The 20,152-nt window shown below is 67.6% G+C and carries 19 protein-coding genes; 4 read left to right on the top strand and 15 right to left on the bottom strand.

The genetic code is table 11. The features are described 5' to 3' along the window. Nucleotides 1-114 precede the first annotated feature (114 nt). Nucleotides 115-1,293, top strand: a complete 1,179-nt coding sequence (locus SBI80_RS20850) for a lycopene cyclase family protein (RefSeq protein ID WP_318976731.1) — start codon at nt 115-117, stop codon at nt 1,291-1,293. Here SBI80_RS20850 and SBI80_RS20845 read toward each other — a convergent pair. From SBI80_RS20845 to SBI80_RS20800, 10 genes are all read right to left on the bottom strand, one after another. Beyond that, complete coding sequence (locus SBI80_RS20845; RefSeq protein WP_318976730.1) at nt 1,290-2,228, bottom strand: serine hydrolase; 939 nt, start codon at nt 2,226-2,228, stop codon at nt 1,290-1,292. The two genes, SBI80_RS20850 and SBI80_RS20845, sit on opposite strands and share 4 nt — an antisense overlap. A gap of 291 nt (nt 2,229-2,519) precedes the next feature. After that, the gene (gene fbaA, locus SBI80_RS20840) at nt 2,520-3,542 is read right to left on the bottom strand and encodes a class II fructose-bisphosphate aldolase (protein WP_318976729.1); all 1,023 of its coding nucleotides are present in this window, start codon (nt 3,540-3,542) and stop codon (nt 2,520-2,522) included. Nucleotides 3,543-3,567: 25 nt separating this feature from the next. Continuing rightward, nucleotides 3,568-4,557: a LacI family DNA-binding transcriptional regulator gene (locus SBI80_RS20835; RefSeq protein ID WP_318977023.1), complete on the bottom strand. Its 990-nt coding sequence runs from the start codon at nt 4,555-4,557 to the stop codon at nt 3,568-3,570. 5 nt (nt 4,558-4,562) lie between these two features. Then, on the bottom strand, nt 4,563-5,258 hold the full coding sequence (locus tag SBI80_RS20830; protein ID WP_413232767.1) for a nucleoside/nucleotide kinase family protein: 696 nt from the start codon (nt 5,256-5,258) through the stop codon (nt 4,563-4,565). Further along, nucleotides 5,210-6,121, bottom strand: coding sequence for a PfkB family carbohydrate kinase (locus SBI80_RS20825; RefSeq protein ID WP_318976727.1), 912 nt, complete (start codon nt 6,119-6,121; stop codon nt 5,210-5,212). The genes SBI80_RS20830 and SBI80_RS20825 overlap by 49 nt, the downstream gene beginning before the upstream one ends. Beyond that, nucleotides 6,108-6,902: an ATP-binding cassette domain-containing protein gene (locus SBI80_RS20820; protein ID WP_318976726.1), complete on the bottom strand. Its 795-nt coding sequence runs from the start codon at nt 6,900-6,902 to the stop codon at nt 6,108-6,110. The genes SBI80_RS20825 and SBI80_RS20820 overlap by 14 nt, the downstream gene beginning before the upstream one ends. Beyond that, nucleotides 6,899-7,906, bottom strand: coding sequence for an ABC transporter permease (locus SBI80_RS20815; RefSeq protein ID WP_318976725.1), 1,008 nt, complete (start codon nt 7,904-7,906; stop codon nt 6,899-6,901). The genes SBI80_RS20820 and SBI80_RS20815 overlap by 4 nt, the downstream gene beginning before the upstream one ends. An 8-nt stretch (nt 7,907-7,914) precedes the next feature. Further along, on the bottom strand, nt 7,915-8,913 hold the full coding sequence (locus SBI80_RS20810; RefSeq protein WP_318976724.1) for a substrate-binding domain-containing protein: 999 nt from the start codon (nt 8,911-8,913) through the stop codon (nt 7,915-7,917). Nucleotides 8,914-9,124: 211 nt separating this feature from the next. After that, nucleotides 9,125-9,796 carry a DUF305 domain-containing protein gene (locus tag SBI80_RS20805; protein ID WP_318976723.1) on the bottom strand — a complete coding sequence of 224 codons (672 nt, stop codon included), beginning with the start codon at nt 9,794-9,796 and terminating at the stop codon, nt 9,125-9,127. A 96-nt stretch (nt 9,797-9,892) separates the two neighbouring features. Then, nucleotides 9,893-10,312 carry a DUF6153 family protein gene (locus SBI80_RS20800; protein WP_318976722.1) on the bottom strand — a complete coding sequence of 140 codons (420 nt, stop codon included), beginning with the start codon at nt 10,310-10,312 and terminating at the stop codon, nt 9,893-9,895. A gap of 253 nt (nt 10,313-10,565) precedes the next feature. Between SBI80_RS20800 and SBI80_RS20795 the strand changes: the two genes are divergently transcribed. Together SBI80_RS20795 and SBI80_RS20790 are read left to right on the top strand one after the other, a co-directional pair. Beyond that, the gene (locus tag SBI80_RS20795; RefSeq protein WP_318976721.1) at nt 10,566-12,599 is read left to right on the top strand and encodes a toprim domain-containing protein; all 2,034 of its coding nucleotides are present in this window, start codon (nt 10,566-10,568) and stop codon (nt 12,597-12,599) included. Nucleotides 12,600-12,610: 11 nt separating this feature from the next. After that, on the top strand, nt 12,611-14,746 hold the full coding sequence (locus tag SBI80_RS20790) for a DNA gyrase subunit A (RefSeq protein WP_318976720.1): 2,136 nt from the start codon (nt 12,611-12,613) through the stop codon (nt 14,744-14,746). Between the two features lie 4 nt (nt 14,747-14,750). On the opposite strand, the gene SBI80_RS20785 is transcribed toward SBI80_RS20790, so the two are convergent. Together SBI80_RS20785 and SBI80_RS20780 are read right to left on the bottom strand one after the other, a co-directional pair. Further along, nucleotides 14,751-15,452, bottom strand: a complete 702-nt coding sequence (locus SBI80_RS20785; RefSeq protein WP_318976719.1) for an MBL fold metallo-hydrolase — start codon at nt 15,450-15,452, stop codon at nt 14,751-14,753. An 84-nt stretch (nt 15,453-15,536) separates the two neighbouring features. Continuing rightward, a complete protein-coding gene (locus SBI80_RS20780; protein WP_318976718.1) occupies nt 15,537-17,408 on the bottom strand; it encodes a fatty acyl-AMP ligase in 1,872 nt (623 codons plus the stop codon). Nucleotides 17,409-17,676: 268 nt separating this feature from the next. Here SBI80_RS20780 and SBI80_RS20775 point away from each other — a divergent pair, with 268 nt between their 5' ends. Further along, on the top strand, nt 17,677-18,441 hold the full coding sequence (locus SBI80_RS20775) for a DUF1906 domain-containing protein (RefSeq protein WP_318976717.1): 765 nt from the start codon (nt 17,677-17,679) through the stop codon (nt 18,439-18,441). Between the two features lie 67 nt (nt 18,442-18,508). On the opposite strand, the gene SBI80_RS20770 is transcribed toward SBI80_RS20775, so the two are convergent. The 3 genes from SBI80_RS20770 to SBI80_RS20760 all read right to left on the bottom strand — a co-directional run. Beyond that, a complete protein-coding gene (locus tag SBI80_RS20770; protein WP_318976716.1) occupies nt 18,509-19,036 on the bottom strand; it encodes a class I SAM-dependent methyltransferase in 528 nt (175 codons plus the stop codon). 75 nt (nt 19,037-19,111) lie between these two features. Continuing rightward, nucleotides 19,112-19,882 carry a meso-2,3-butanediol dehydrogenase gene (gene budC / locus SBI80_RS20765; RefSeq protein ID WP_318976715.1) on the bottom strand — a complete coding sequence of 257 codons (771 nt, stop codon included), beginning with the start codon at nt 19,880-19,882 and terminating at the stop codon, nt 19,112-19,114. A 24-nt stretch (nt 19,883-19,906) separates the two neighbouring features. Further along, the coding region (locus SBI80_RS20760) for an FAD-linked oxidase C-terminal domain-containing protein (protein WP_318976714.1) at nt 19,907-20,152 on the bottom strand (246 nt) is incomplete at its 5' end.

Here is a 20,152-nt window from a genome sequence, read left to right as displayed (position 1 = left end):
GCGAACCGCGCAGGGCGCGGACCCGAGCGCCATCCTCCCTCGTGTGCCCACCCTCGGCACAACCAAACCCAGGGGACCGGCGGCCGGCCATGGGCCAGAGGGCACGATGGACGGATGGACGTCTTGGTGGTCGGGGCCGGCCCCGCGGGCTTGGCGCTGGCGGCGGCGTGCGGGCGTCTTGGGCTGACCACCGCCGTGCTGGACCCGGCTCCGGATCGGCCCTGGACCGCCACCTACGGCATGTGGAGCCGGGAGTTGCCGCCCGAACTCCCGGACTCGGTGGTCGCCGCTCGCGCCGCCGGCCGGGCGATCGCGACGTCGGAGCACCACTTGGGTTGGGAATACGCCGTTCTCGACGTAACGGCGCTGCAGGCCCACTTCACCGACCAACTGGCGGGGGTCCAGATCCAGGCCGGCCGCGCCGTCGGGTCACCCGAGGCGGGCGTGGTCGAGCTGGCCGACGGTTCCCGGCTGCAGGCCTCGATCGTCGTCGACGCCGGCGGTGGGGTGCGTCCGCTGGATGCCACCCGGTCGCGGCGCACCCCGGCGGCCCAAACCGCGTACGGCCTCGTCGTCGACGAAGAGACGGCTGCGCCCCTCGTCGCCCCCGGCGATGCATCGTTCATGGATTGGCGGCCCGACCACGGCGAGGGCGGCTGGCCGACGTTCCTCTACGCGGTTCCGCTCGGCGGTGGGGACGTGCTGCTGGAGGAGACCTCACTGGCCCGCCGGCCGGGACTGCCGATCGCCACGTTGCGCCGGCGTCTACATGCCCGGCTGGCCCGTCACGGCGTCCTGCCTCCGGAGGACGCGCGCAGCGAGAAGGTGTCCTTCCGGGTCGACCATCCGCGCCACCACGGGTCCGGCGTCGTGGGTTTCGGTGCGGCCGCGCCGTTGATCCACCCGGCGACCGGGTTCAGCGTGGCCGCATCGCTGCGGCTGGCCCCTCGACTGGCCGCTGCGCTCGCCGCGCACCTCCCGAACGACCCGGACGGCGCGCTGGCGGAGGCTCGGGAGACCATCTGGTCGCGGGAGGCGCGCATCGTGCATCACATCCGGCGGATCGGCCTCGAGGCGCTGCTGCGGATGCCCCCGGCCGACGTGCCAGGCTTCTTCGACACGTTCTTCGAGCTGCCCGAGGCACGCCGCTGGACCTACCTCACCGCGCGCGACGACGTCCGCGGCATCGCCGCCGCGATGAACTCCCTGTTCTGGGTGTCCAATGGGCGGCTGCGGCGCCACCTCGTCACGTCCGCCTTCCGGCCGCCAGTGCGGACCAACGATCCGGGCTAGATCGCGCCGCCAGGAAATATCGTCTCGACGGCGCGGGTGACGTTCGCGCGGGCGTCGGCGGCGTCGGTCGGGTCCAGGGAACTGATCGCCATCGCGTAGCGGTGGTCGCGCCCGATGATGCCGGTCGACACGTGCAACTGGTCGTTGCCGTTCCAGCAGCAGAACCAGCCCTGTTTGACCGCAACCTGTTCGGCGTAGAGCCCTTCGGGAATGCCGAACCGCTGCGGGTACCCGTCCGTTCCAGTCGGCGTCGACTGCGCGAGGTTGCCGATGATGACGTTGGCCTGCTGGGGCGGCAGCCCACCGGTGCCGTTCAACAGCATGTCGTAGTAGCGGACGAGATCGCTCGCGGTGCTCAGCGTGACGTCCCAGTGGCCGTTGTAGGGCGCCGTCGTGCCGGTCAATCCATAGCGGGCCTTGATTCGCGCGATGATGGCGTTTCCGCCGCTGCGGTCCCAGAAGGTTTGGGCGGCATCGTCGTCCGAGGAACGCAGCATCAGGTCGAGCGACTGACGGTCCTCGTCCGACAGTTGGGTCTGGCCCTGCGACTCCTGCAACAGCAGGTCGTCGGCAATGAACAACTTCACCACCGACGCGATCGGGAAGGGCTTGCTGGATCCGTTGGTGAATGTCCGGCCACTCGTGCGGTCCAGCACCGCTATCTCGATGTCGTCCCCAGACGCCGCGGCGTCCGCGGTGGCCTGACGAACGCGGGCGTCGAGCCCATCGAGTGATCTCGACGGCTCCGCGAGTGGGGCGGCGGACCGCGCGGGAAGGGAGGGCGGTGGAGTCGCGACCGGCGCCGGGGGAATGGTCTCGACGGCCGGCGGTGCCCCCCAAACCTGTGCCTCGCACCCGCTGATCATCAGCGCCACGCATCCAATGGTCATCACCGTCATTCGGTTGGGAAGCCGGCGCACGAGTCTCCTCCACATGGATCATGGATCTAGGAAGCGGCGTCTGCGTCGAGCCACCGATCCGACCAGAATAATCTTCCGGAGGCGGCGGTGGGGTTCCAGACGGCGCCCTCGCTCGACGCTCGAGGTCATGGCAGGGCGTGGACCGGGTGCTCGAATGAGGAGTCTGCACACGTCCACGAATACGACTACATCGTGGTTCCCGTGACCGGCGGTGTCTTCACCGTCGTCGACGATCACGATGCCACGCGAGGGATGTGCAACTCAAGCGATGACCGCCGGGTGGATGGTCCCGCCCCGGGAGCCGGCCTAACGCATCGCCCGACCCGCCGATCCCAGCATCTGAGCGGCCTCGACGACACGTGCGGACATCGCGTTCTCGGCCGGTTTGCCCCACGACCTCGGGTCGTAGGCCTTCTTGTCGCCGTAACCGCCGTCGACCTTGAGCACCTGGTCGTACTTGGCGATCATGTGGCCGGCGATCGACCGGGTGAACGCGTACTGGGTGTCGGTGTCGACGTTCATCTTGACGACTCCACTCGCCACCGCCGACGCGACGTCCTCGGCGCTCGATCCCGATCCGCCGTGGAAGACCAGGTCGAACGGTTGGGGTCGCCCGACTTCCGAGCCGATGACGGTCTGGATCTCCTCGAGAATCTCCGGGCGCAGATGCACCGAATCCGGGTGGTACACGCCGTGCACGTTGCCGAACGTCAATGCCGTCAGGTACCGACCGCGCTCCCCCGTCCCCAGCGCCGCCACGGTGGCGCGCGCATCGTCGACGGTGGAGTACAGCTGCTCGTTGATCTCGTGGGAGATACCGTCCTCCTCACCACCGATCACACCGACCTCGATCTCGAGCAGTGTGTTCGCCTTCACCGAGGATTCAAGTAATTCCGTTGCAATGCGCAGGTTTTCGTCGAGCGGCACCGCCGATCCGTCCCACATGTGCGATTGATAGAGCGGGTCCAGCCCGCGCCCTCGGCGCTCGATCGCGTCGGCGATCAACGGGCGCACCCAGTCGTCGAGGTTCTCGGCAGGACAGTGGTCGGTGTGCAGCGCCACCGTGACCGGATAGTGCGCTGCCACCTCGTGCGCGTATAGCGCGAGTGCCCTCGACCCGGCGAAGCGGCTCTGAACCGCGTTGCCGGACAGGTAGAGTGCCGTGCCGAGCGACACCTGGATGATGCCGTCGCTGTCCGCCTCGGCGAACCCCTGCAGGGCAGCGTTGAGGGTCTGCGAGCTAGTCACGTTGATCGCCGGATAGGCGAACCCGCCCTCCTTGGCACGGTCGAGCATGGCGAGGTAGTGGTCGGGGCTGGCAATCGGCATGAGCCGGGCATCCTCTCGGTGAGCATCAGGTACATCCGCAGGAATTGCGGTGGTTGAACGTCGTCGGCACCCGAATCCGTCGCGGCTCGGCGTCGTGTCCCCGGATGCGGCGCAGCAGCAACTCGGCGGCGGTCGCGCCGATCGTCTCGACGTCCTGCGCCGCCGCGGTGAGCCTGGGTTCGAACAGATCGGACCACTCGAAGTCGTCGTAGCAGACGAAGGCCACGTCCGACGGAATGGAAAGGCCAAGACTGCGCACGGCTTTGAGCGTTCCGATGGTCATCGAATTGTTCAGGGACACCAGTGCGGTGGGTCGATCCGCGCGCGACATCAATTGGTAGACAGCGCTTTCCGCCACGTCGGTGCTGGACTCGCCGTCCACGACGAGAGCGTCGTCGAGATCGATGCCGCGCTCTGCGAGAGCCTCCGTGTAGCCGTCGAATCGCTCGGTGGTCGAGGAGATTCCGGCAAGTCCGCGGACCACGCCGATCCGGCGGTGCCCGAGGTCGAGGAGATGCTCGGTCAGCGCGCGGGCCGACGCGAGGTTCTCGGGACCGACCTGGTCGCAGCCGACGTCGACCCTGCGGTCGATCAGGACCAAGGGCGTTCCGGTACCGGCGATCTTCGGGAGGGTGATCCGCTCCGACCCAGCCGCGGGGGCCACGATCATACCGTCCACCCGCCGGTCGAGCAGCGAGTCGGTCACCCGCTTCTCCGAATCGACGTCATCGTGGGAATCCCCCACGATCAACACGTAACCGGCATCCGACAGCGCCCGTTCGACAGCGTGCACCAGGCTGCCGAAGTACGGATTGGTCAGCGCGGAGATCGACAATCCGACGGTGTGCGTGCGTCCGGCCGCGAGCGAGCGGGCGACGACGTTGCGACGGTAGCCGGTCTGCTCGATGGCAGCCTCCACGCGACGCCGGGTCGCGGTGTCGACCCTGCGGGTGCCGTTGAGCACGTGGGACACCGTCGACGCGGAGACGCCGGCGATGCGCGCCACGTCGCCCATCGTGGTCACCGGAGACGCACGATGCGGTCGGCGCGACCTGCGGTCGACTCGATCAGCTGGGCATTGCGCTCGTCGGGTCCCAAGGCCCAGAACGCGGCATCCTCCGGGGACTTTCCGTACGCCTCGTGTCGGCGCAGCAGCCGCTGGTGGCGAACGTCGGTGTCGGGGGCCAGGAACCAGACTTCGTCGATGCAGGCCCGCGCCGCGGGCCACGCGTCGAAGTCCAGCAGCAGGTAGTTGCCCTCGGTGACCACCAGCGGCACCGTGGGCGGGACGGGAATCGAGGAACCGATCGACTCCTCGATCTCGCGGCGGAACCGGGGCGCGTACGCGGTCGCGTCGTCGACCCGCTGCGCCCGCAGCGCCGCGATCAGCCGGGCGTAGCCACCGTCGTCGAACGTGTCGTGCGCACCCTTGCGATCCCGACGACCCAGGTCGATCAGCACCTCGTTGGCCAGATGGAAGCCATCCATGGGGACGAGTACGGCAACGTCTGGACCGAGGGCGGCGACGAGTTGCTCGGCGACGGTGGACTTTCCGGCCCCCGGAGCTCCGGTGAGCCCGAGGATCCTGCGCTCGCCGGGGACGACGAGCGCCGCCGCCCACTCGACCAATTGGTCCAGGGTGGCGTCCCGCGCGTCCTGCTCGATGGTCACCGTTCTCGCTTTCGACTCAGTCGGGTGGAGAGTTCGCGCAGCCATGCTCGCGGCCCGATCACCGAACACCGTAGTGCCGCCACGCGGGCCGAGCGATCGATGCGCTCGGCCAGAGCCTCGTGGCCCTGCGTCGCGAAGTAGGCGTACGCACCGTGAAAGGCATCACCGGCACCCAGGGTGTCGACCACGGCCACCGGTTCCACCGGCACCGATCCGGACTGCCCATCGGACCACCACCGCACGGGGTCACCTCCGTGCGTGGTGACGACGGTGCGCACACCGCCGCGTACCAGCGCCGCGGCGGTCGACCGGGAGTCCTCGGTGCCAGGCATCCGGAAGTCGTTGGAGCACACCATGTCCGTCGCATATCGAATGAGCTCGCCCATGACCGGTTTCCACCGACCGGCGTCCACGACGAGCGTGGTGTCGCATGCCGCCGCGAGGTTTGCGGCAGCACGGGCGATCAGGGGGTGGTGCCCATCGACGAGCACCACGTCGGCTTCCGCCACGAGGTCACCCAGATCGGCCGGTGGTGACGCGTCGGAATTGACGGCGTCCAGTGAGACGACCGATCGGTCACCCGTCGACTCGACGACCGAGACTGTCGAGACGGGCACCGCCCGGATGGTGCCCGCCGCCGCGTCGAGGACGCTGACGCCGTACGCGGCGAGGTCGGCCCGGATCAGGTCGGCGACCGGATCGTCGCCAAGGGCGGTCACCAGGATCGCCCGGCCGCCCAGCCCGGCGAAGGTGACCGCCGCGTTCGCGGCAGGCCCGCCCGCCGCGACGAATTGCGCCGCCGAGGTGATCTTCTGGTTCACCGCGGGCACTTCCGCGATGCGGTGGATCACGTCGAGGGTCGCCAGTCCGACGAAGAGCCCGACCGGCGCGTCCTCAGAGACCGGCACGTTCGGAATCGGTGGGCTCCTCTGCCCCGGTCATCAGCGCGACCACCTCGGACATCGACCGCTGCTTGGGATCGACGACGCCGGCACGCTGGCCAAGTCGGTGGATGTGGATGCGGTCGGCCACCTCGAAGACGTGCGGCATGTCGTGGCTGATCAGCACCACCGGAATGCCGCGGTCGCGGATCGACATGATCAGATCGATGACCTGACCGGATTCCCGGACGCCGAGCGCTGCGGTGGGCTCGTCCATGATGATCACGCCCCGGCCGAAGGCCGCGGCGCGGGCCACCGCAACGCCTTGGCGCTGCCCACCGGACAACGTCTCCACGGCCTGGTTCACGGACTTGATGCCGATCTTCAGATCCGCCAGGTGCTGCGATGCCTCCTGCCGCATCCGCGGCATGTCCAAGCGTCGGAAGAGACTGCCCGCGAGCCCCTTTCGCCGCACTTCGCGGCCGAGGTACAGGTTCGAGGCGATGTCGAGCGCCGGAACCACCGCGAGATCCTGGTATACGGTCTCGATGCCGGCCGCCCTGGCGTCGCGGGTGTTCTTGAACGACACCGGCGACCCGTTCATCAGGATCTCGCCCGCGTCTGGAATGACTGCGCCCGCAAGGGCCTTGATCAGGCTCGACTTGCCGGCTCCGTTGTCTCCGATGACCGCGAGGACCTCACCCGCCCGAAGCTCGAAGTCGGCCCCGTTGATGGCCGTCACGTTGCCGTAACGCTTGACCAGCCCGCGGGCCTCGAGCACGGGTGTGCCGCTCTTGCCGGTCGTCACTGTGATCTCCTGCGGGCGAACTGATCCACAGCCACCGCGACGATGACGAGGATTCCGGTGGCGATGTTCTGGTAGAGGTTGTCGACGCCGGCCTGGGTGAGGCCGTTGCGCAGGACGCCGACGATCAACGTTCCCACCAGTGTTCCGCCGACGCCTCCGCGTCCACCGAACAGGCTGGTGCCGCCGATCACCACCGCGGTGATGGTCTCGAGGTTGGCGTTCTGGTAGGCATTCGGGTCGGCGTTCGGGATGCGGCCGAGTGCCGCCCACGCGGCGATGGCGGCGATCACCCCGGTGACGACGTATACCGAGAACAGCACCCGCGCAGACTTGATACCGGACAGATTCGACGCCTGCGGATTGCCGCCGACGGCGTATATGTGCTTGCCCCAGGCGGTTTGGGACAGCGCGTACCACATGACGAGGTAGACCAGGAGCATCGTCACCACGCCGAACGTGGTGGAGAAAGACCCGAGGCGGAAGGACGTGCCCAGGAAGGTCAGCGGTCCCGGCTGGACGCGGTAGGTCTCGGAACCGGCAAGCAGGCGGGTGCCCGCCAGGATCGCGGTGAACGTCCCCAGCGTCACGATGAACGGCGGCAGGCGCAGCGCCGTGACGAGGCCCCCGTTGAGCGCACCGAACACGACGCACACCAGCAGCGTCGACCCAAGCGCCACGACCGGGCCGTATGCACCGGCACTTTGGGCCATCACGATCGTGCCGAAGACGGCGACCGCACCGATCGAGAGGTCGATGCCGGAGGTGAGGATGATGAGCGTCTGACCCACGGCCAGAATGCCGACCACCACCGACTGCTGCAGGATCAGCGAGATGTTCTGCGGATTCAGGAAGGAATCCGAGACCGCGCTGAAGATGATGATCGCGACGACGAGGGCCACCAGCGGACCGAGCAGCGGCTCACGCAGGAGGCTGGCAGCGTTGAACCGGCTCGCCGCGGAGGGCTTGGCCGTCGACGGCGCGGTCGTGGGAGCGTCAGTGGTCATGTGGCGACTCAGCCCCAGCAGTTCTTCTCGCCCCAGGCGGTGTCCTTCGACTCGAGTCCGGGGACGGGCTTGTCGGTGACGAGCTGCGAGCCGGTGTCGTTGAAGCCGCTGGGCTTGGTTCCGTCCTTGGCGAACTTGACCACGGCGTCGACGCCCTGTTCGGCCATCTTGGCAGGGAACTGCAGCACCGTCGCACCGATCTTTCCGGACTTCACGTCCGCGATGCCCGTGCAGCTACCGTCGATCGACCCGATGGTGATCTGGCCGGCACGGTTGGCGGACTGGATCGCCTGGTACGCACCGGCCGCGGCCGGCTCGTTGATCGTGTAGAGCGCGTTGATCCCCGGCGCGCGCTGCAGGATGTTCTCCATCGCGGTCTGCGCCTTGGTCTGGTCGCCGTTGGTGTTCTCCCTGCCGACGATCTCCGGCGAGTCGTTCGTGATGCCGAAGCCCTCGAGGAAGCCGTCGTGGCGGAAGGTGTCGACGGTGCCACCGGGAGTTCCGTCCAACATCACGACCTGAGGTGGGGTGTTGCCCAGCGCGGCCTTCACCCACTTGCCCTGGCTGACGCCGGCGGCCTTGTTGTCGGTGGCGAAGGTGGCGTCGACGGCGTCCTCGGGGTCGGTGGCGGTGTCCAGTGCGATCACCACGACGCCTGCGTCGCGCGCCTTCTTGATCGCGTCGAGCACTCCGGTGGAGGAGTTCGGGGTGATCAGGATGCCCTTCACGCCCTGGCCGACCATGTTCTCGATGGCTGCGACCTGGCCCTCGTTGTCACCGTCGAATGCACCTGCCAGGGCGATCAGCTGAGCACCGTCCTTGTCGGCCTGCGCCTTCGCGGCCTCCCGCAGCTTCACGAAATACGGGTTCGAGTCGGTCTTGGTGATCAGTCCGACCTTGACACTGCCCGAGTTGGATCCGCCGCAGCCGGCCAGACCGAGAACCAGCGAGCCGGCCACGAGCACCGCTCCCATCGCGAGCGTGCTCCTGTTTCGGGATTCGAGCATGGGGACTCCCTCGTCCTGTGTGTGACGCCGATCACGCGGCGCGGTCCACAGGAGCTTAGGATGGAGGCAAGCGCTTGCGCATGCGCTTTCGCGAAAAAAGGAATCCTCCGCCGTTCGAGTTCGTGACCCGACGTCACGCCGATGGCCGACTCGCGGTCGCCGCGCTCGGCGAGCGATGGTCGCCCGCCGAGCGGTGTCGGGGCAGCCAGTGCTAGCCGAGCATGCTGCGCATTTCGACGATCTCGGCCTGCTGGTCGGCGATGATCGACTGGGCGAGCTTCTTGGCGTCGGGATTGGTTCCGTCGCGCAGCTCCGTGGTGGACATGTCGATGGCCCCGGCGTGGTGGTCGATCATCATCTGCAGCCACATCCGGTCGAAGGCCGCACCCGACAGGCCGGCGAGGGTGGTCATCTGCTCAGCCGACATCATTCCCGGCATGCCACCCGTCCCGGGCATCTCGTGAGTCGACGTGTCCACCGACGGTGCTGGTTTGCCGAAGCTCTCGAGCAGTCCGGCCATCTGGGTCATCTCGGGCGCCTGCGCCTTTTCGATGGCTTCGGCCAGGCTGACGACCTTCTGGTCCTGGGAGCGGCTGGGGACGAGCTTGGCCATGTCGACGGCCTGGGCGTGATGCGGATACATCATCTGCAAGAACATGACGTCGGCGTCGTCGAAGTCGTTGCGCGTGGCAGTCGAGGTCGATGGGCCGCCGTGATCCATCCCCGGCATCGGCTCACTCATCGCGGGTGACGTCGAGACGGTCGGCGACGTCGAGGCATTGGCGGCGTTGGGGGCGTCGCCGCTACAACCGGACACGGTGATGGCTGCCGCGATGGCGGCGGTGAGCAGGGTGGTCTTCATGGCGATGGCGGAACTGAACATGGTGAGATTCCTTACGAAAGGTTCGACGTGTGAGGTTGATTGGGCTATCGACCAGGCGTAATCCACTCGAGGGGAGCGGTCGGGCCGGCCTACCCGTCAGACCCGCAGGATCGACAGTTCGCAAGGAGTGAACACCGTCCAGGGCGGTGCCCGTTGGCCACTACGGTAGGGAGCGCCCATCGTCGACGCGACCGCCACCGCGTGATCGGTGCCGATCCAGTACAGCAGTTTCAGACCGATCGCGATTGCCAACGCGGTGATCACGAAGACACACCCGTGCAATCCGCTGTGCTCGCCGCAATCGTCGCAACCACGGGGGTCGCTGCCAGGGGGTTCGCCATGTCCCCCCGCCACGACGTGGTGCTGCGCGGCGTCCACCGATGAGGGGTGACCGCCGTGGCCGGAGCCGAGGGAGAACGTGATGGCGTGCATGGCGACGACGCCACCGAGAAGCGCCGCCAGGAGGAGCAACCGCGGGAGGGCCGGAAACGCCGTCTCGCAGCGCAACTCGGCCATGCCCTGATCATAGCCACGATTCCGACTGATACCCCTCCGGGGTACTCGGTCCTCGATGCTGCGCACGGCGGCGTGACACCCCCGCCTCTCGCCCCGACTCGGCCCCACCTCGCGCTGACCTCCGCGAATCACTGCATGCCGCGGCGATGGCGAACGATGTCTGCGGTACCGGGCACAATACGTACGCCGCCGAAGAATGCCACTCCGACGGGATCGATCGCTGCGGCATCGGCCCGGAGGGAAAGGATCAGTAGTGAGTTACAACGCCGCAGACATCACCGAGCTCGACGATGTCCAGCACACGCGCCTGCGGCCAGCGGTGAACCTGGGCCTCGACGTGCTCAACACGGCGTTGCGCGAGCTGGTGGACAACGCCATCGAAGAGGTCGCCGATCCCAGCCACGGCGGATCGACCGTGACGATCTCCCTGCACGAAGACGGCTCGGTCAGTGTCGCCGACGACGGCCGTGGCCTGCCCGTCGACTCCGACCCGGTGACGGGCAAGAACGGCATCGTCAAGACGCTGGGCACTGCGCGGGCAGGGGGCAAGTTCTCCGCCCACACCGATGCGACGAGCACCGGCGCGGGTCTCAACGGAATCGGCGCCGCCGCAGCGGTGTTCATCTCGGCGCGCACCGACGTGACGGTGCGCCGGGCCGGCAAGACCTACCTGCAGAGCTTCGGCGGCGGCTACCCCGGTGTCTTCGAGGGCAAGGACTTCGACCCGCAGGCTCCGTTCACCCGCGCCGACGCGCAGAAACTGCGTGGCGCCGGCAACCGAAAACCGGATGCGCACGGCACGACGGTACGCATTCTCTTCGACCCGGCCGTGGTACCGGACTCCACCGTCGACATCGACGAAGTGCTGCTGCGCGCACATGCCGCGGCACGGATGTCGCCCGGCGTCCACCTGATCGTGGTCGACGAAGGCTGGCCCGGCGAGCAGGTGCGGCCCGAATTGCTCGAACCGTTCGGCGGGCCATGGGGCACCGACACCCTGCTGGACCTCATGTGCGCCGCCGCCGGCACCCCTGCGCCAGGGGTGCGGGCCGCCGTGGAGGGCCGCGGCGAGTACACCACCGGTCGCGGCCCGACGCCGTTCCGGTGGTCGCTGACCGCGGGACCTGCAGAGCCGGCCACCGTCGCCGCGTTCTGCAACACCGTGCGCACCCCGGGCGGCGGATCCCATCTGACGGCAGCGGTGAAGGGATTGTCCGAAGCCTTGGCCGATCGCGCGTCGCGCATCCGCGACCTCGGCCTGGCCAAGGGTGAGGACGGTCCTGAGCCGCAGGACTTCGCGGCCGTCACCGCGTTGGCGGTCGACACCCGCGCGCCCGACGTCGCTTGGGACTCCCAGGCCAAGACCGCGGTGTCGTCGCGCTCGCTGAACATCGCGATGGCCCCGGACGTGGCTCGCGGCGTCACCATCTGGGCAGCCAATCCCGCCAACGGCGACACTGTGTCGCTGTGGACCAAGCTCGCCCTGGAGGCCGCCCGGGCGCGCCGCAGCGCCGAGGGCGCGAAGGCGCGTTCACGGGCGGCGTCGAAGGCCAAGGGCCTTGGCACGAACCTGTCACTGCCGCCGAAACTACTGCCCAGTCGCGAATCCGGGCGCGGATCGGGCGCCGAACTCTTTCTGTGTGAGGGTGATTCGGCACTGGGCACCATCAAGGCGGCCCGTGACGCCACCTTCCAGGCCGCCTTCCCGCTGAAGGGCAAGCCGCCCAACGTCTATGGGTTCACCCTGAACAAGGCGCGGGTAAAGGACGAGTTCGACTCGATCGAACGCATCCTGGGCTGCGGCGTGCGAGACAACTGCGATCCGGAATCGTGCCGCTACGACCGGATCCTCTTCGCCTCCGACGCCGACCCCGACGGCGGCAACATCAACTCCAGCCTCATCTCGATGTTCCTGGACTTCTACCGGCCGCTCGTCGAAGCCGGGATGGTCTACGTCACGCTGCCGCCGCTGTTCGTCGTCAAGGACGGCACGCAACGGATCTACTGCCAGGACGAGTCCGAGCGCGACGCCGCGGTGGCGCAACTGAAGGCCACCTCCAAGCGCAAGGTGGAAGTGCAGCGCAACAAGGGTCTCGGTGAGATGGATGCCGACGACTTCTGGAACACCGTGTTGGATCCGCAGCGGCGCACGGTGATTCGGGTGCATCTCGACGACGGTGAATCCAAGTTGCACCACACCTTGTTCGGCGGCCCACCGGAGGGTAGGCGCACCTGGATGGCCGACATCGCCTCCCGTGTCGACACCTCCGCCCTCGACCTCAGCTAGGAAGAAGAATCGTGACCGCCACCCTGGACGTTCCCGAGCAGAACCCGGACCTGGTACTCGACCAGAGCGCCGATGACTACTGGAACCACTACCAGCTGACCTTCGCGCTCTACAGCGTCAGCGATCGCGCCATCCCGTCGGCATACGACGGGCTCAAGCCGGGCCAGCGACGACTGCTCTACCAGATGCACGAGTCGCGCCTGCTGCCCGGCAACAAGCCGCAGAAGTCCTCCAAGGTCTGCTCGGCGGTCACCGGCAACCTGCACCCGCACGGTGGCGCGTCGATGTACGGCGCGGCGGCGCTGATGGCCGCCGAGTTCCAGCGCGTGAAGGTCATCGACGGGCAAGGCGCCTTCCCCCGCATCCAGGGTGACATCCCCGCCGCTGACCGCTACACCGAGATGCGGCTGTCGGCACCCGGTGCGGCGCTGACCGCCGAACTCGAAAACCATGCGGTGCCGATGGCCCCGACGTTCGACGGTGAATGGATCGAACCGACGGTGCTGCCGGCGCGGTGGCCGGTCCTGCTCTGCAACGGCGCCATGGGCATCGCCGAAGGCTGGGCCACCAAGGTTCCGGCGCACAACCCTCGCGAGATCATGGCTGCCTGCCGGGCGCTGCTGACCAAACCCAACCTGTCCGACGACAAGCTGATGGAGCTGATCCCCGGCCCGGACTGGGGATGCGGAGCCACCGTCGTCGGCACCAACGGGTTGCGCGAGTACATCACCACCGGGCGCGGAGCGTTCACGGTGCGCGGCACGGTGTCGGTGGATGGCAAGAACGTCATCGTCACGGAACTGCCACCCGGCGTCGCGAGTTCCACTGTGCAGGAACGCATTCGGTCTCTCGTCGAGTCGGGCGACCTGCCCGGAGTGGCCGACATGTCCGACCTGACCGACCGCCGCAACGGCCTGCGGATCGTGGTCACCGCCAAACGCGGCCACGATGCCGAAGCCATCCGGGATCAGCTGCTCGCGCTGACACCGCTGGAGTCGACGTTCGCCGCCAGCCTGGTCGCCCTCGATGAGAACAAGGTCCCCCGGTGGTGGTCGGTGCGCGAACTGATCGCCGCGTTCCTGTCGCTGCGCGACTCGGTGGTGGTGCGCCGCAGCGAGCACCGCCTGGAGAAGGTCACCGCGCGCCGCCACCTGGTGGCCGGCCTGATGACGATTCACCTGGACATCGACGCCGCCGTGGCGGTGATCCGCGGCTCCGACACCGTCGACGAGGCCCGGCTGGGGTTGCAGGCGCGGTTCGGGATCGATGCCGAACAGGCCGATTACGTTCTGGGGCTGCAACTTCGGCGACTGACGAAACTCGACGTGATCGAACTACAGGCCGAGGCCGAGCGCCTTGACGCCGAGTTCGCCGAACTGACCGAACTGGTGTCGAATCCCACCGCGCGGCGGACGGTGATCAACAAGGAACTCAAGGAGACGGCGAAGCTGTTCGATGGTCCCGAGTTCGACCGTCGCACCGTGTTGGATGCGACTGCCACCCCGGTGACGGCCGGCACCGACGAGGACGGCGCCCGCGAGCGCAAGGTCAACACATCATGGCGCCTGGACGACCGGGGCGTGTTCTCCGACAGCCACGGCGAACTGCTCACCGCCGGGCTGGGTTGGGCCGTGTGGGCCGATGGACGGGTCAAGTTCACCACCGGCGGCGGTTTGCCGTACAAGATCCGCGACATCCCGGTGGCGCCGGACATCACCGGGCTGGTGCGGTCGGGAGTGCTGACCGACGGTCAACACCTGGCGCTGGTGACCCGGCGCGGGAAGGTGCTGCGCATCGACCCGGCCGCGGTGAACCCACAGGGCGCCGCAGGCAACGGTGTCGCCGGCGTGAAGCTTGCTGGCGACGGTGACGAGGTCATTGCGGCGCTGCCGCTCACGTGTCAGAACGGTGAGGCGATCCTATCGACTTCCGAAAGGAGTTGGAAGGTAACCGAAGTCGCCGACATCCCGGTCAAGGGCCGCGGGGGCGCCGGCGTTGGGTTCCATCCGTTCGCCACCGGGGAGGCCGTGCTGCTGTCGGCGACGGTATCGGCGACCGGGTTCATCCGAGGCAACCGGACCGTGCGGGCCGAGAATCGCGCCAAGTCGTCGATCAAGGGTTCCGGTGCCGACGTGACGCCGGCGTGACCGTTCACCGCCCCCGCAACCATCGTTGTTGGCGCCGAATGAAATTCGCGTCGACGACGGCGCCGTGTCCGGGGACGTAGACGGCGCCGGGCCCGCCGACGTCCATGACCCGGTCCAACGTCGCCGGCCACTGTGCCACGTCGGACTCAGGCGCCACCGAGGGATCGCCGGACTCCTCGACCAGGTCGCCGCAGAACACGACGTTCGGGTCGGTTGCATGGAGCGGCGGTACCCGCACGATCAGGTCATGGTCGGTGTGGCCGATCCCAGGATGCTCGACCTCTACGGTGCGGTCACCGAGGTCGATCGAAGCCCGAGCTCCGAGGTGTTGCGGGATGCGCACCGCGGCGATCACGGCGTCGACATCTGCCTCAGCGGCGCCATATTCGAGCGCGTGTGCCCGCAGGTAGTCGGTGCGGTGCAACATCGTCTCGGCGACTGCGGGCATGGCATGAACCGCAGCCTCGGCGAATACCGTGGAGCCGAGGATGTGGTCGAAGTGGTCGTGCGTCAGCACCACACGAGTCACTCCGCGCTGGTCGAAGGCGAGAACGTCGGCCTCGATCGAGCGAGCCTCATCGAAGGTGGTTCCGCTGTCGATTAGCAACACCCCCTCGCTGCCGAGAACCAACCCGACGGTGACGTCGAGAAACGCCAGCCGACACCGGTAGACGCCCGTCGCGAGTGACTCCCAGTCCTGATTCATGTTCGCTGCCTTCAGCCGATGCCGATCACCATGAAGCCGATCGTCAGCGGCGTTGGACGCGTTGCCAGGCGACGGTTCCCACCGTCATGCCTTGCCCGCGGGGTTGAACGCCTCGGCGAGGTAGGCAGACCGGCATGCCCGGCGCGCGAGCTTCCCGCTGGTCGTGCGGGCCAGCGTACCCGCAGCCACGATGCGGACGTCGGCCACTGCGATGCCGTGACGACGTGCCACGGCGGCGGTGATCGCCGCGACGGCGGATGCATGTTCGTCGCGGCGGGCACCGGCGGCACGTTCGGCGATGACCACCAACCGTTCACCGGAGCCGCGTGCCGTGACATCTGCGAGCCTCTCGGCTGGTACCGAGAAGGCGGCGACGTATCCCGAGCGGACAGCCCGCGAACATTCCGAAACGGTCGCTTCGATGTCCTGTGGATAATGGTTGCGTCCATCGATGATGACGACGTCCTTGATGCGTCCGGTGATGTACAACTCACCATCGAGGTAGACACCGAGATCACCGGTGCGTAGCCAGAATCCGTCCTCCGGGGCGCCCTCGGCGTGGCTGCCATGCCCGAGGCGTCGTTGCAGTTTGTTCTGGAAGGTCAACTCGGTCTCGAGGTCGCGACCCCAGTAGCCGTTGCCGATGTTGCCGCCCTGCAGCCAGATCTCGCCGACTCGTCCGTCGGGCAGCTCCACCCCCTCGGCGGGGTCGACGATCACGCCCCACTGGCTGCGAACCACCTGGCCGCAGGACACGTGGGCAACGGCGTTCGGGGAGTCCGGGTTCACCAGTACTGCCCGATTCAACGACAACTGTTCGCGATCGAGGTGGACCGCACTCGGCTCGGCCTGCGGCGCGATGCTGGCCACCGACAGCGTGGCCTCGGCCATCCCGTAGGACGGTTTGATGGCACTGGGGACGAGCCCGTATGGGGCGAACGCCGTCAGGAATTGGTCGATTGCGCCCATGGTCACCGGTTCGGAACCGTTCAGCAACCCGGCCACATTGCTGAGGTCGAGCCGCTCACCGTCCGCGGGCAGCCCACGCTGGGCAGCGAGTTCGAAGGCGAAGTTCGGTGCTGCCGCAAAGGTTCGGCCGTGGGCGCCCTCGTCCGCGAGTGCCTTGATCCATCGATGCGGTCGTCTCACGAAGGCCTGCGGTGACATCAGCGTTATGTGTCCCCCGCACAGCGCCGGGAACATGATCATCACCAGACCCATGTCGTGGTGAAGTGGCAACCAACTCACGCTGCGGATGTCGGTGTCCAGTCCACCAGCGAGGATCATCTGCGCGACGTTGGTGCACACGGCGCGGTGGCTGATCTGCACACCGGCTGGGTGGCGGGTCGACCCCGACGTGTACTGGAGGTAGGCGACGTCGTCGGTGTCCACGCGTACGGGCGTGAACATGCCGGCGACCGAATCGGGCACCGCATCGATCGCCAAGATCCTCGGACGGCTGAGGAAGGGACGCTTGCGAAGGAACGCCGTGATCGGTTCAGCGGCGACACCGGTAGTCAGCACCACCGACGGCGTCGCATCCGCGATCACCGCATCGAGCCTTTCGGCCTGCCCGGCGAACTCCGGCGCGAACAGCGGCACGGCGATGCCCCCGGCCTGGATGGCCGCGAAGAAACCGACGACGTAGTCGAGGCCCTGGGGAGCCAGGATCGCCACCCGGTCGCCAGGCTCGATGACCTGCTGCAATCGAGCCGCCACAGCCTGCACTCGGGTACCAAGCTCGGCCCAGCTCAGCTGCACCGCTCGACCATCGTTGTCCCGCGCGTAGTCCAAGAATCGATACGCCGGTGTCTGACCGAGCTTCCGCGTGTTGCGTTCCAGGTGCGATATCAGGGTTACACCGTCCGGGATGGCGATATTGCCAGCTTCGTCAAGATAGTCACCGAGGGTCCTCTCGACCTGATCAAGACTGCAGTGCAACGCTTCCCGACTCATGTCGCGACAATAGTGGGCCACTAATTATTAGCCCAACGAAGTTCTTATGGTTCTCGTCACTTCTACTCTCGATTGTTAGATGGATCTCACCGACGCCGACGTCGCCGATGCGCACGCATCAACCGACGATCCCTCGGGGCTCCGCCGACGAAACGGGGCGATATCGAAATGGACTCGGCCGGTAACGCTACGACATTCACAGCAGTCCCATTGTTAACATCCAACGGTGCAGGACTGGCCAGGGTATTCCGCGCGGCGATCACACCCGGTGACGCGACGCGATGCGCTGCGCTATGCGGCCGCTGCATCGGCACTGGCCGGGCTGGGTGCCGCAGCGGCAGGCGCTGGCGCGCCGCGCGCGTCGGCCGCCGCCCCCACCCTGATCGACTACGCCATGCGTCAGATTCCGGCCCAGGACATCCGGGCCGCTGGCCATTCCGGCGTGATCAACTACGTCTCGACGTCGCGCCCGGGTTCGTCCTTCGGTGCCAAGCCCATCACGCTGCCCTACGCGCAGTCGCTCAACGCCGCAGGCCTGGTGATCGTCAGCAATTACCAGTACGGCAAGCCGGGTGGGACCGCACCGTCGGACTTCACCCGCGGGTACGCCGGAGGCATCGCCGACGCGCGGACCGCCTGGCAGTTGCACACCGCCGCAGGCGGCGGCCGCAGCGCACCGATCTTCTTCAGCGTCGACGACGACATCGACCGCAATGCCTGGAACAACCTGGCGTTGCCGTGGTTTCGTGGAATCAACTCGGTGATCGGCGTGCAGCGCACCGGTATATACGGCGGAATCAACGCATGCCAGTGGGCGGCCGGGGACGGAGTGATCGGGCAGTCGCAATCGCCAGGACACGTCTGGGCGTGGCAGACCAGATCGTGGTCGCGCGGCCAGATCTATCCCGCCGCAGTCCTCTACCAACGCATCGTGAGCACCGCGTCGAATCCGGGCCCGGTGGTCGGTGGACTCGAAGTCGACGTCAACGACGTCATGGCCCAGGATTGCGGGCAGTGGAACCTGCATCCGTGAGGATGTAACTGCACTAGCCAGCCCGGTGCGGTCCTCGTCGCACGGTGACGACCAACGTCGCGGGCGGTCAGGCGCCCAGCGGCTTCACCCAACGCCACTGGCGGGTGGAGCACTCCTCGGCGTCGGGCACGCGATCACGCACTGCCGCAACCACACCCGGCCACCATTGCTCGTCATAGTCGTCCCCGGAGAGCCAGCCACCCGGTGCCACCTTCGGCAGCCAACCGTCGATGTCGGCCAGCACGCTGTCGTATTCATGGCGGGCATCGAGGTGTACCCAGGCCAGGGACCCGTCGGCGAACAGCGCGGCAGCCGCCGGTGACGGACTGACCAACAGGTGCACGCGGTCGGCGAAACCGCACGCGATGACGTTGCGGTGCAGCTGCCCGGCGAGGGTGCCATCACCGTCGGCAACGGCGGCGGCATGAGAGTCCTTGGCGGCGGTGCCCTCTCGCCCGCTACCCCGGCAGTAGTCGACGCCAATGACGGTGAACTCGCGATCCGACTCACTCACCACCTCGGCCAGCGAACACAGACTGCGGCCAAGGTAGGAGCCGACTTCGACGAACGTGCTGCCCGCAGCGAAGGCACTCACGGCCTCCTCCTGCAGATCGCGCCAACCGAACCAGCCGTGAATCTGCGACCAATGCGCTATCGGGGACGCGCCCACCTAGTGCGCCTGCCCGGTACTCGCCGAGGTGCCGCCGTCGACGGGCAGCCACGCACCCGTGATGTAGCCGGCGTCCGGACTGGCGAGGAACAGCACGGCAGGCGCGACGTCCGCCGGCTGACCCGGACGCCCCAGCGCTATCCGGTTGACAGCGCTGGCCAGGGCCGCTGGGTCGTCCTCGACGTCCTTGGTGAGGTCGGTGATCGTCAGCGCAGGCGCCACCGCGTTGAAGCGGACGCCGCGAGGGCCGTAGTCCAGCGCGAGTGACTGCACGAAGTTCATGATTGCGGCCTTGGTCGCGTTGTAGGCGGCCTGGCCCCAGTCTCCGCGCACCCCGGACACCGAACCGACCACGACGACGTTTCCCCCGGACTCCTCGAGCGCTGCCACGGAGTGCCGGACGACGTGCACGAAGCCGTCGATGTTCGTGCTCCTAATGAATTCCCAGCTGTCGAGCGACATTTCGTCGAACGGGCCGTTGAAGTAGGCAGCGGCATTGTTGACCAGCACGTCGAGCGCACCGAACCGCTCGATGACCGCGTCGACCATCGCCTTGGCCGAGTGATCATCGGCGACGTCCGCCTCGACCGCGAGCGTGCGTTGCTCGGGATGCCCCTCGAGCACGGCGTCGAGTCTGTCCCGGCGTCGTCCACTAATGGCCACATTGGCACCGTTGGCCAGAAAGGCCTCGGCAATGGCGCGGCCGATCCCGGAGCCGCCGCCGGTGACCAGCACCGTCTTACCGCCGAATGGATAGCTGTTGACCGTCATTCCGACCACATACCCTCTCGCGCCCTACTCGAATATCTTGCCGGGATTGAGGATTCCCGCGGGATCCAGGGCGTACTTGATCGCCCGGTGAAGGCCCAGCACCGTCGGCGAGAGCTCGTTCACCAGGCCACCGCGCTTGAGCAGGCCTACCCCGTGCTCACCGGTGATGGTGCCACTGAAACGCCCTGGAAATCCCGGAGGCTCCTGACCTTGGAAACGAGGATGCAGGTATGCCGAAGGAACAGTCGCCGGGGAAACCCACGGCGCGTC

The organism is Mycolicibacterium sichuanense, assembly GCF_033741125.1.
In the GTDB taxonomy this organism is placed as follows: domain Bacteria; phylum Actinomycetota; class Actinomycetes; order Mycobacteriales; family Mycobacteriaceae; genus Mycobacterium.
This window is presented reverse-complemented; position numbering and strand designations above follow the sequence as displayed.

Coding starts and splice junctions, on each gene's coding strand:
- SBI80_RS20850 (WP_318976731.1), top strand. CDS start 115: ATGGACGTCTTGGTGGTCGGGGCCGGCCCCGCGGGCTTGGCGCTGGCG.
- SBI80_RS20845 (WP_318976730.1), bottom strand. CDS start 2,228: ATGTGGAGGAGACTCGTGCGCCGGCTTCCCAACCGAATGACGGTGATG.
- fbaA (WP_318976729.1), bottom strand. CDS start 3,542: ATGCCGATTGCCAGCCCCGACCACTACCTCGCCATGCTCGACCGTGCC.
- SBI80_RS20835 (WP_318977023.1), bottom strand. CDS start 4,557: ATGGGCGACGTGGCGCGCATCGCCGGCGTCTCCGCGTCGACGGTGTCC.
- SBI80_RS20830 (WP_413232767.1), bottom strand. CDS start 5,258: ATGGCTGCGCGAACTCTCCACCCGACTGAGTCGAAAGCGAGAACGGTG.
- SBI80_RS20815 (WP_318976725.1), bottom strand. CDS start 7,906: ATGACCACTGACGCTCCCACGACCGCGCCGTCGACGGCCAAGCCCTCC.
- SBI80_RS20810 (WP_318976724.1), bottom strand. CDS start 8,913: ATGCTCGAATCCCGAAACAGGAGCACGCTCGCGATGGGAGCGGTGCTC.
- SBI80_RS20805 (WP_318976723.1), bottom strand. CDS start 9,796: ATGTTCAGTTCCGCCATCGCCATGAAGACCACCCTGCTCACCGCCGCC.
- SBI80_RS20800 (WP_318976722.1), bottom strand. CDS start 10,312: ATGGCCGAGTTGCGCTGCGAGACGGCGTTTCCGGCCCTCCCGCGGTTG.
- SBI80_RS20785 (WP_318976719.1), bottom strand. CDS start 15,452: ATGAATCAGGACTGGGAGTCACTCGCGACGGGCGTCTACCGGTGTCGG.
- SBI80_RS20780 (WP_318976718.1), bottom strand. CDS start 17,408: ATGAGTCGGGAAGCGTTGCACTGCAGTCTTGATCAGGTCGAGAGGACC.
- budC (WP_318976715.1), bottom strand. CDS start 19,882: ATGACGGTCAACAGCTATCCATTCGGCGGTAAGACGGTGCTGGTCACC.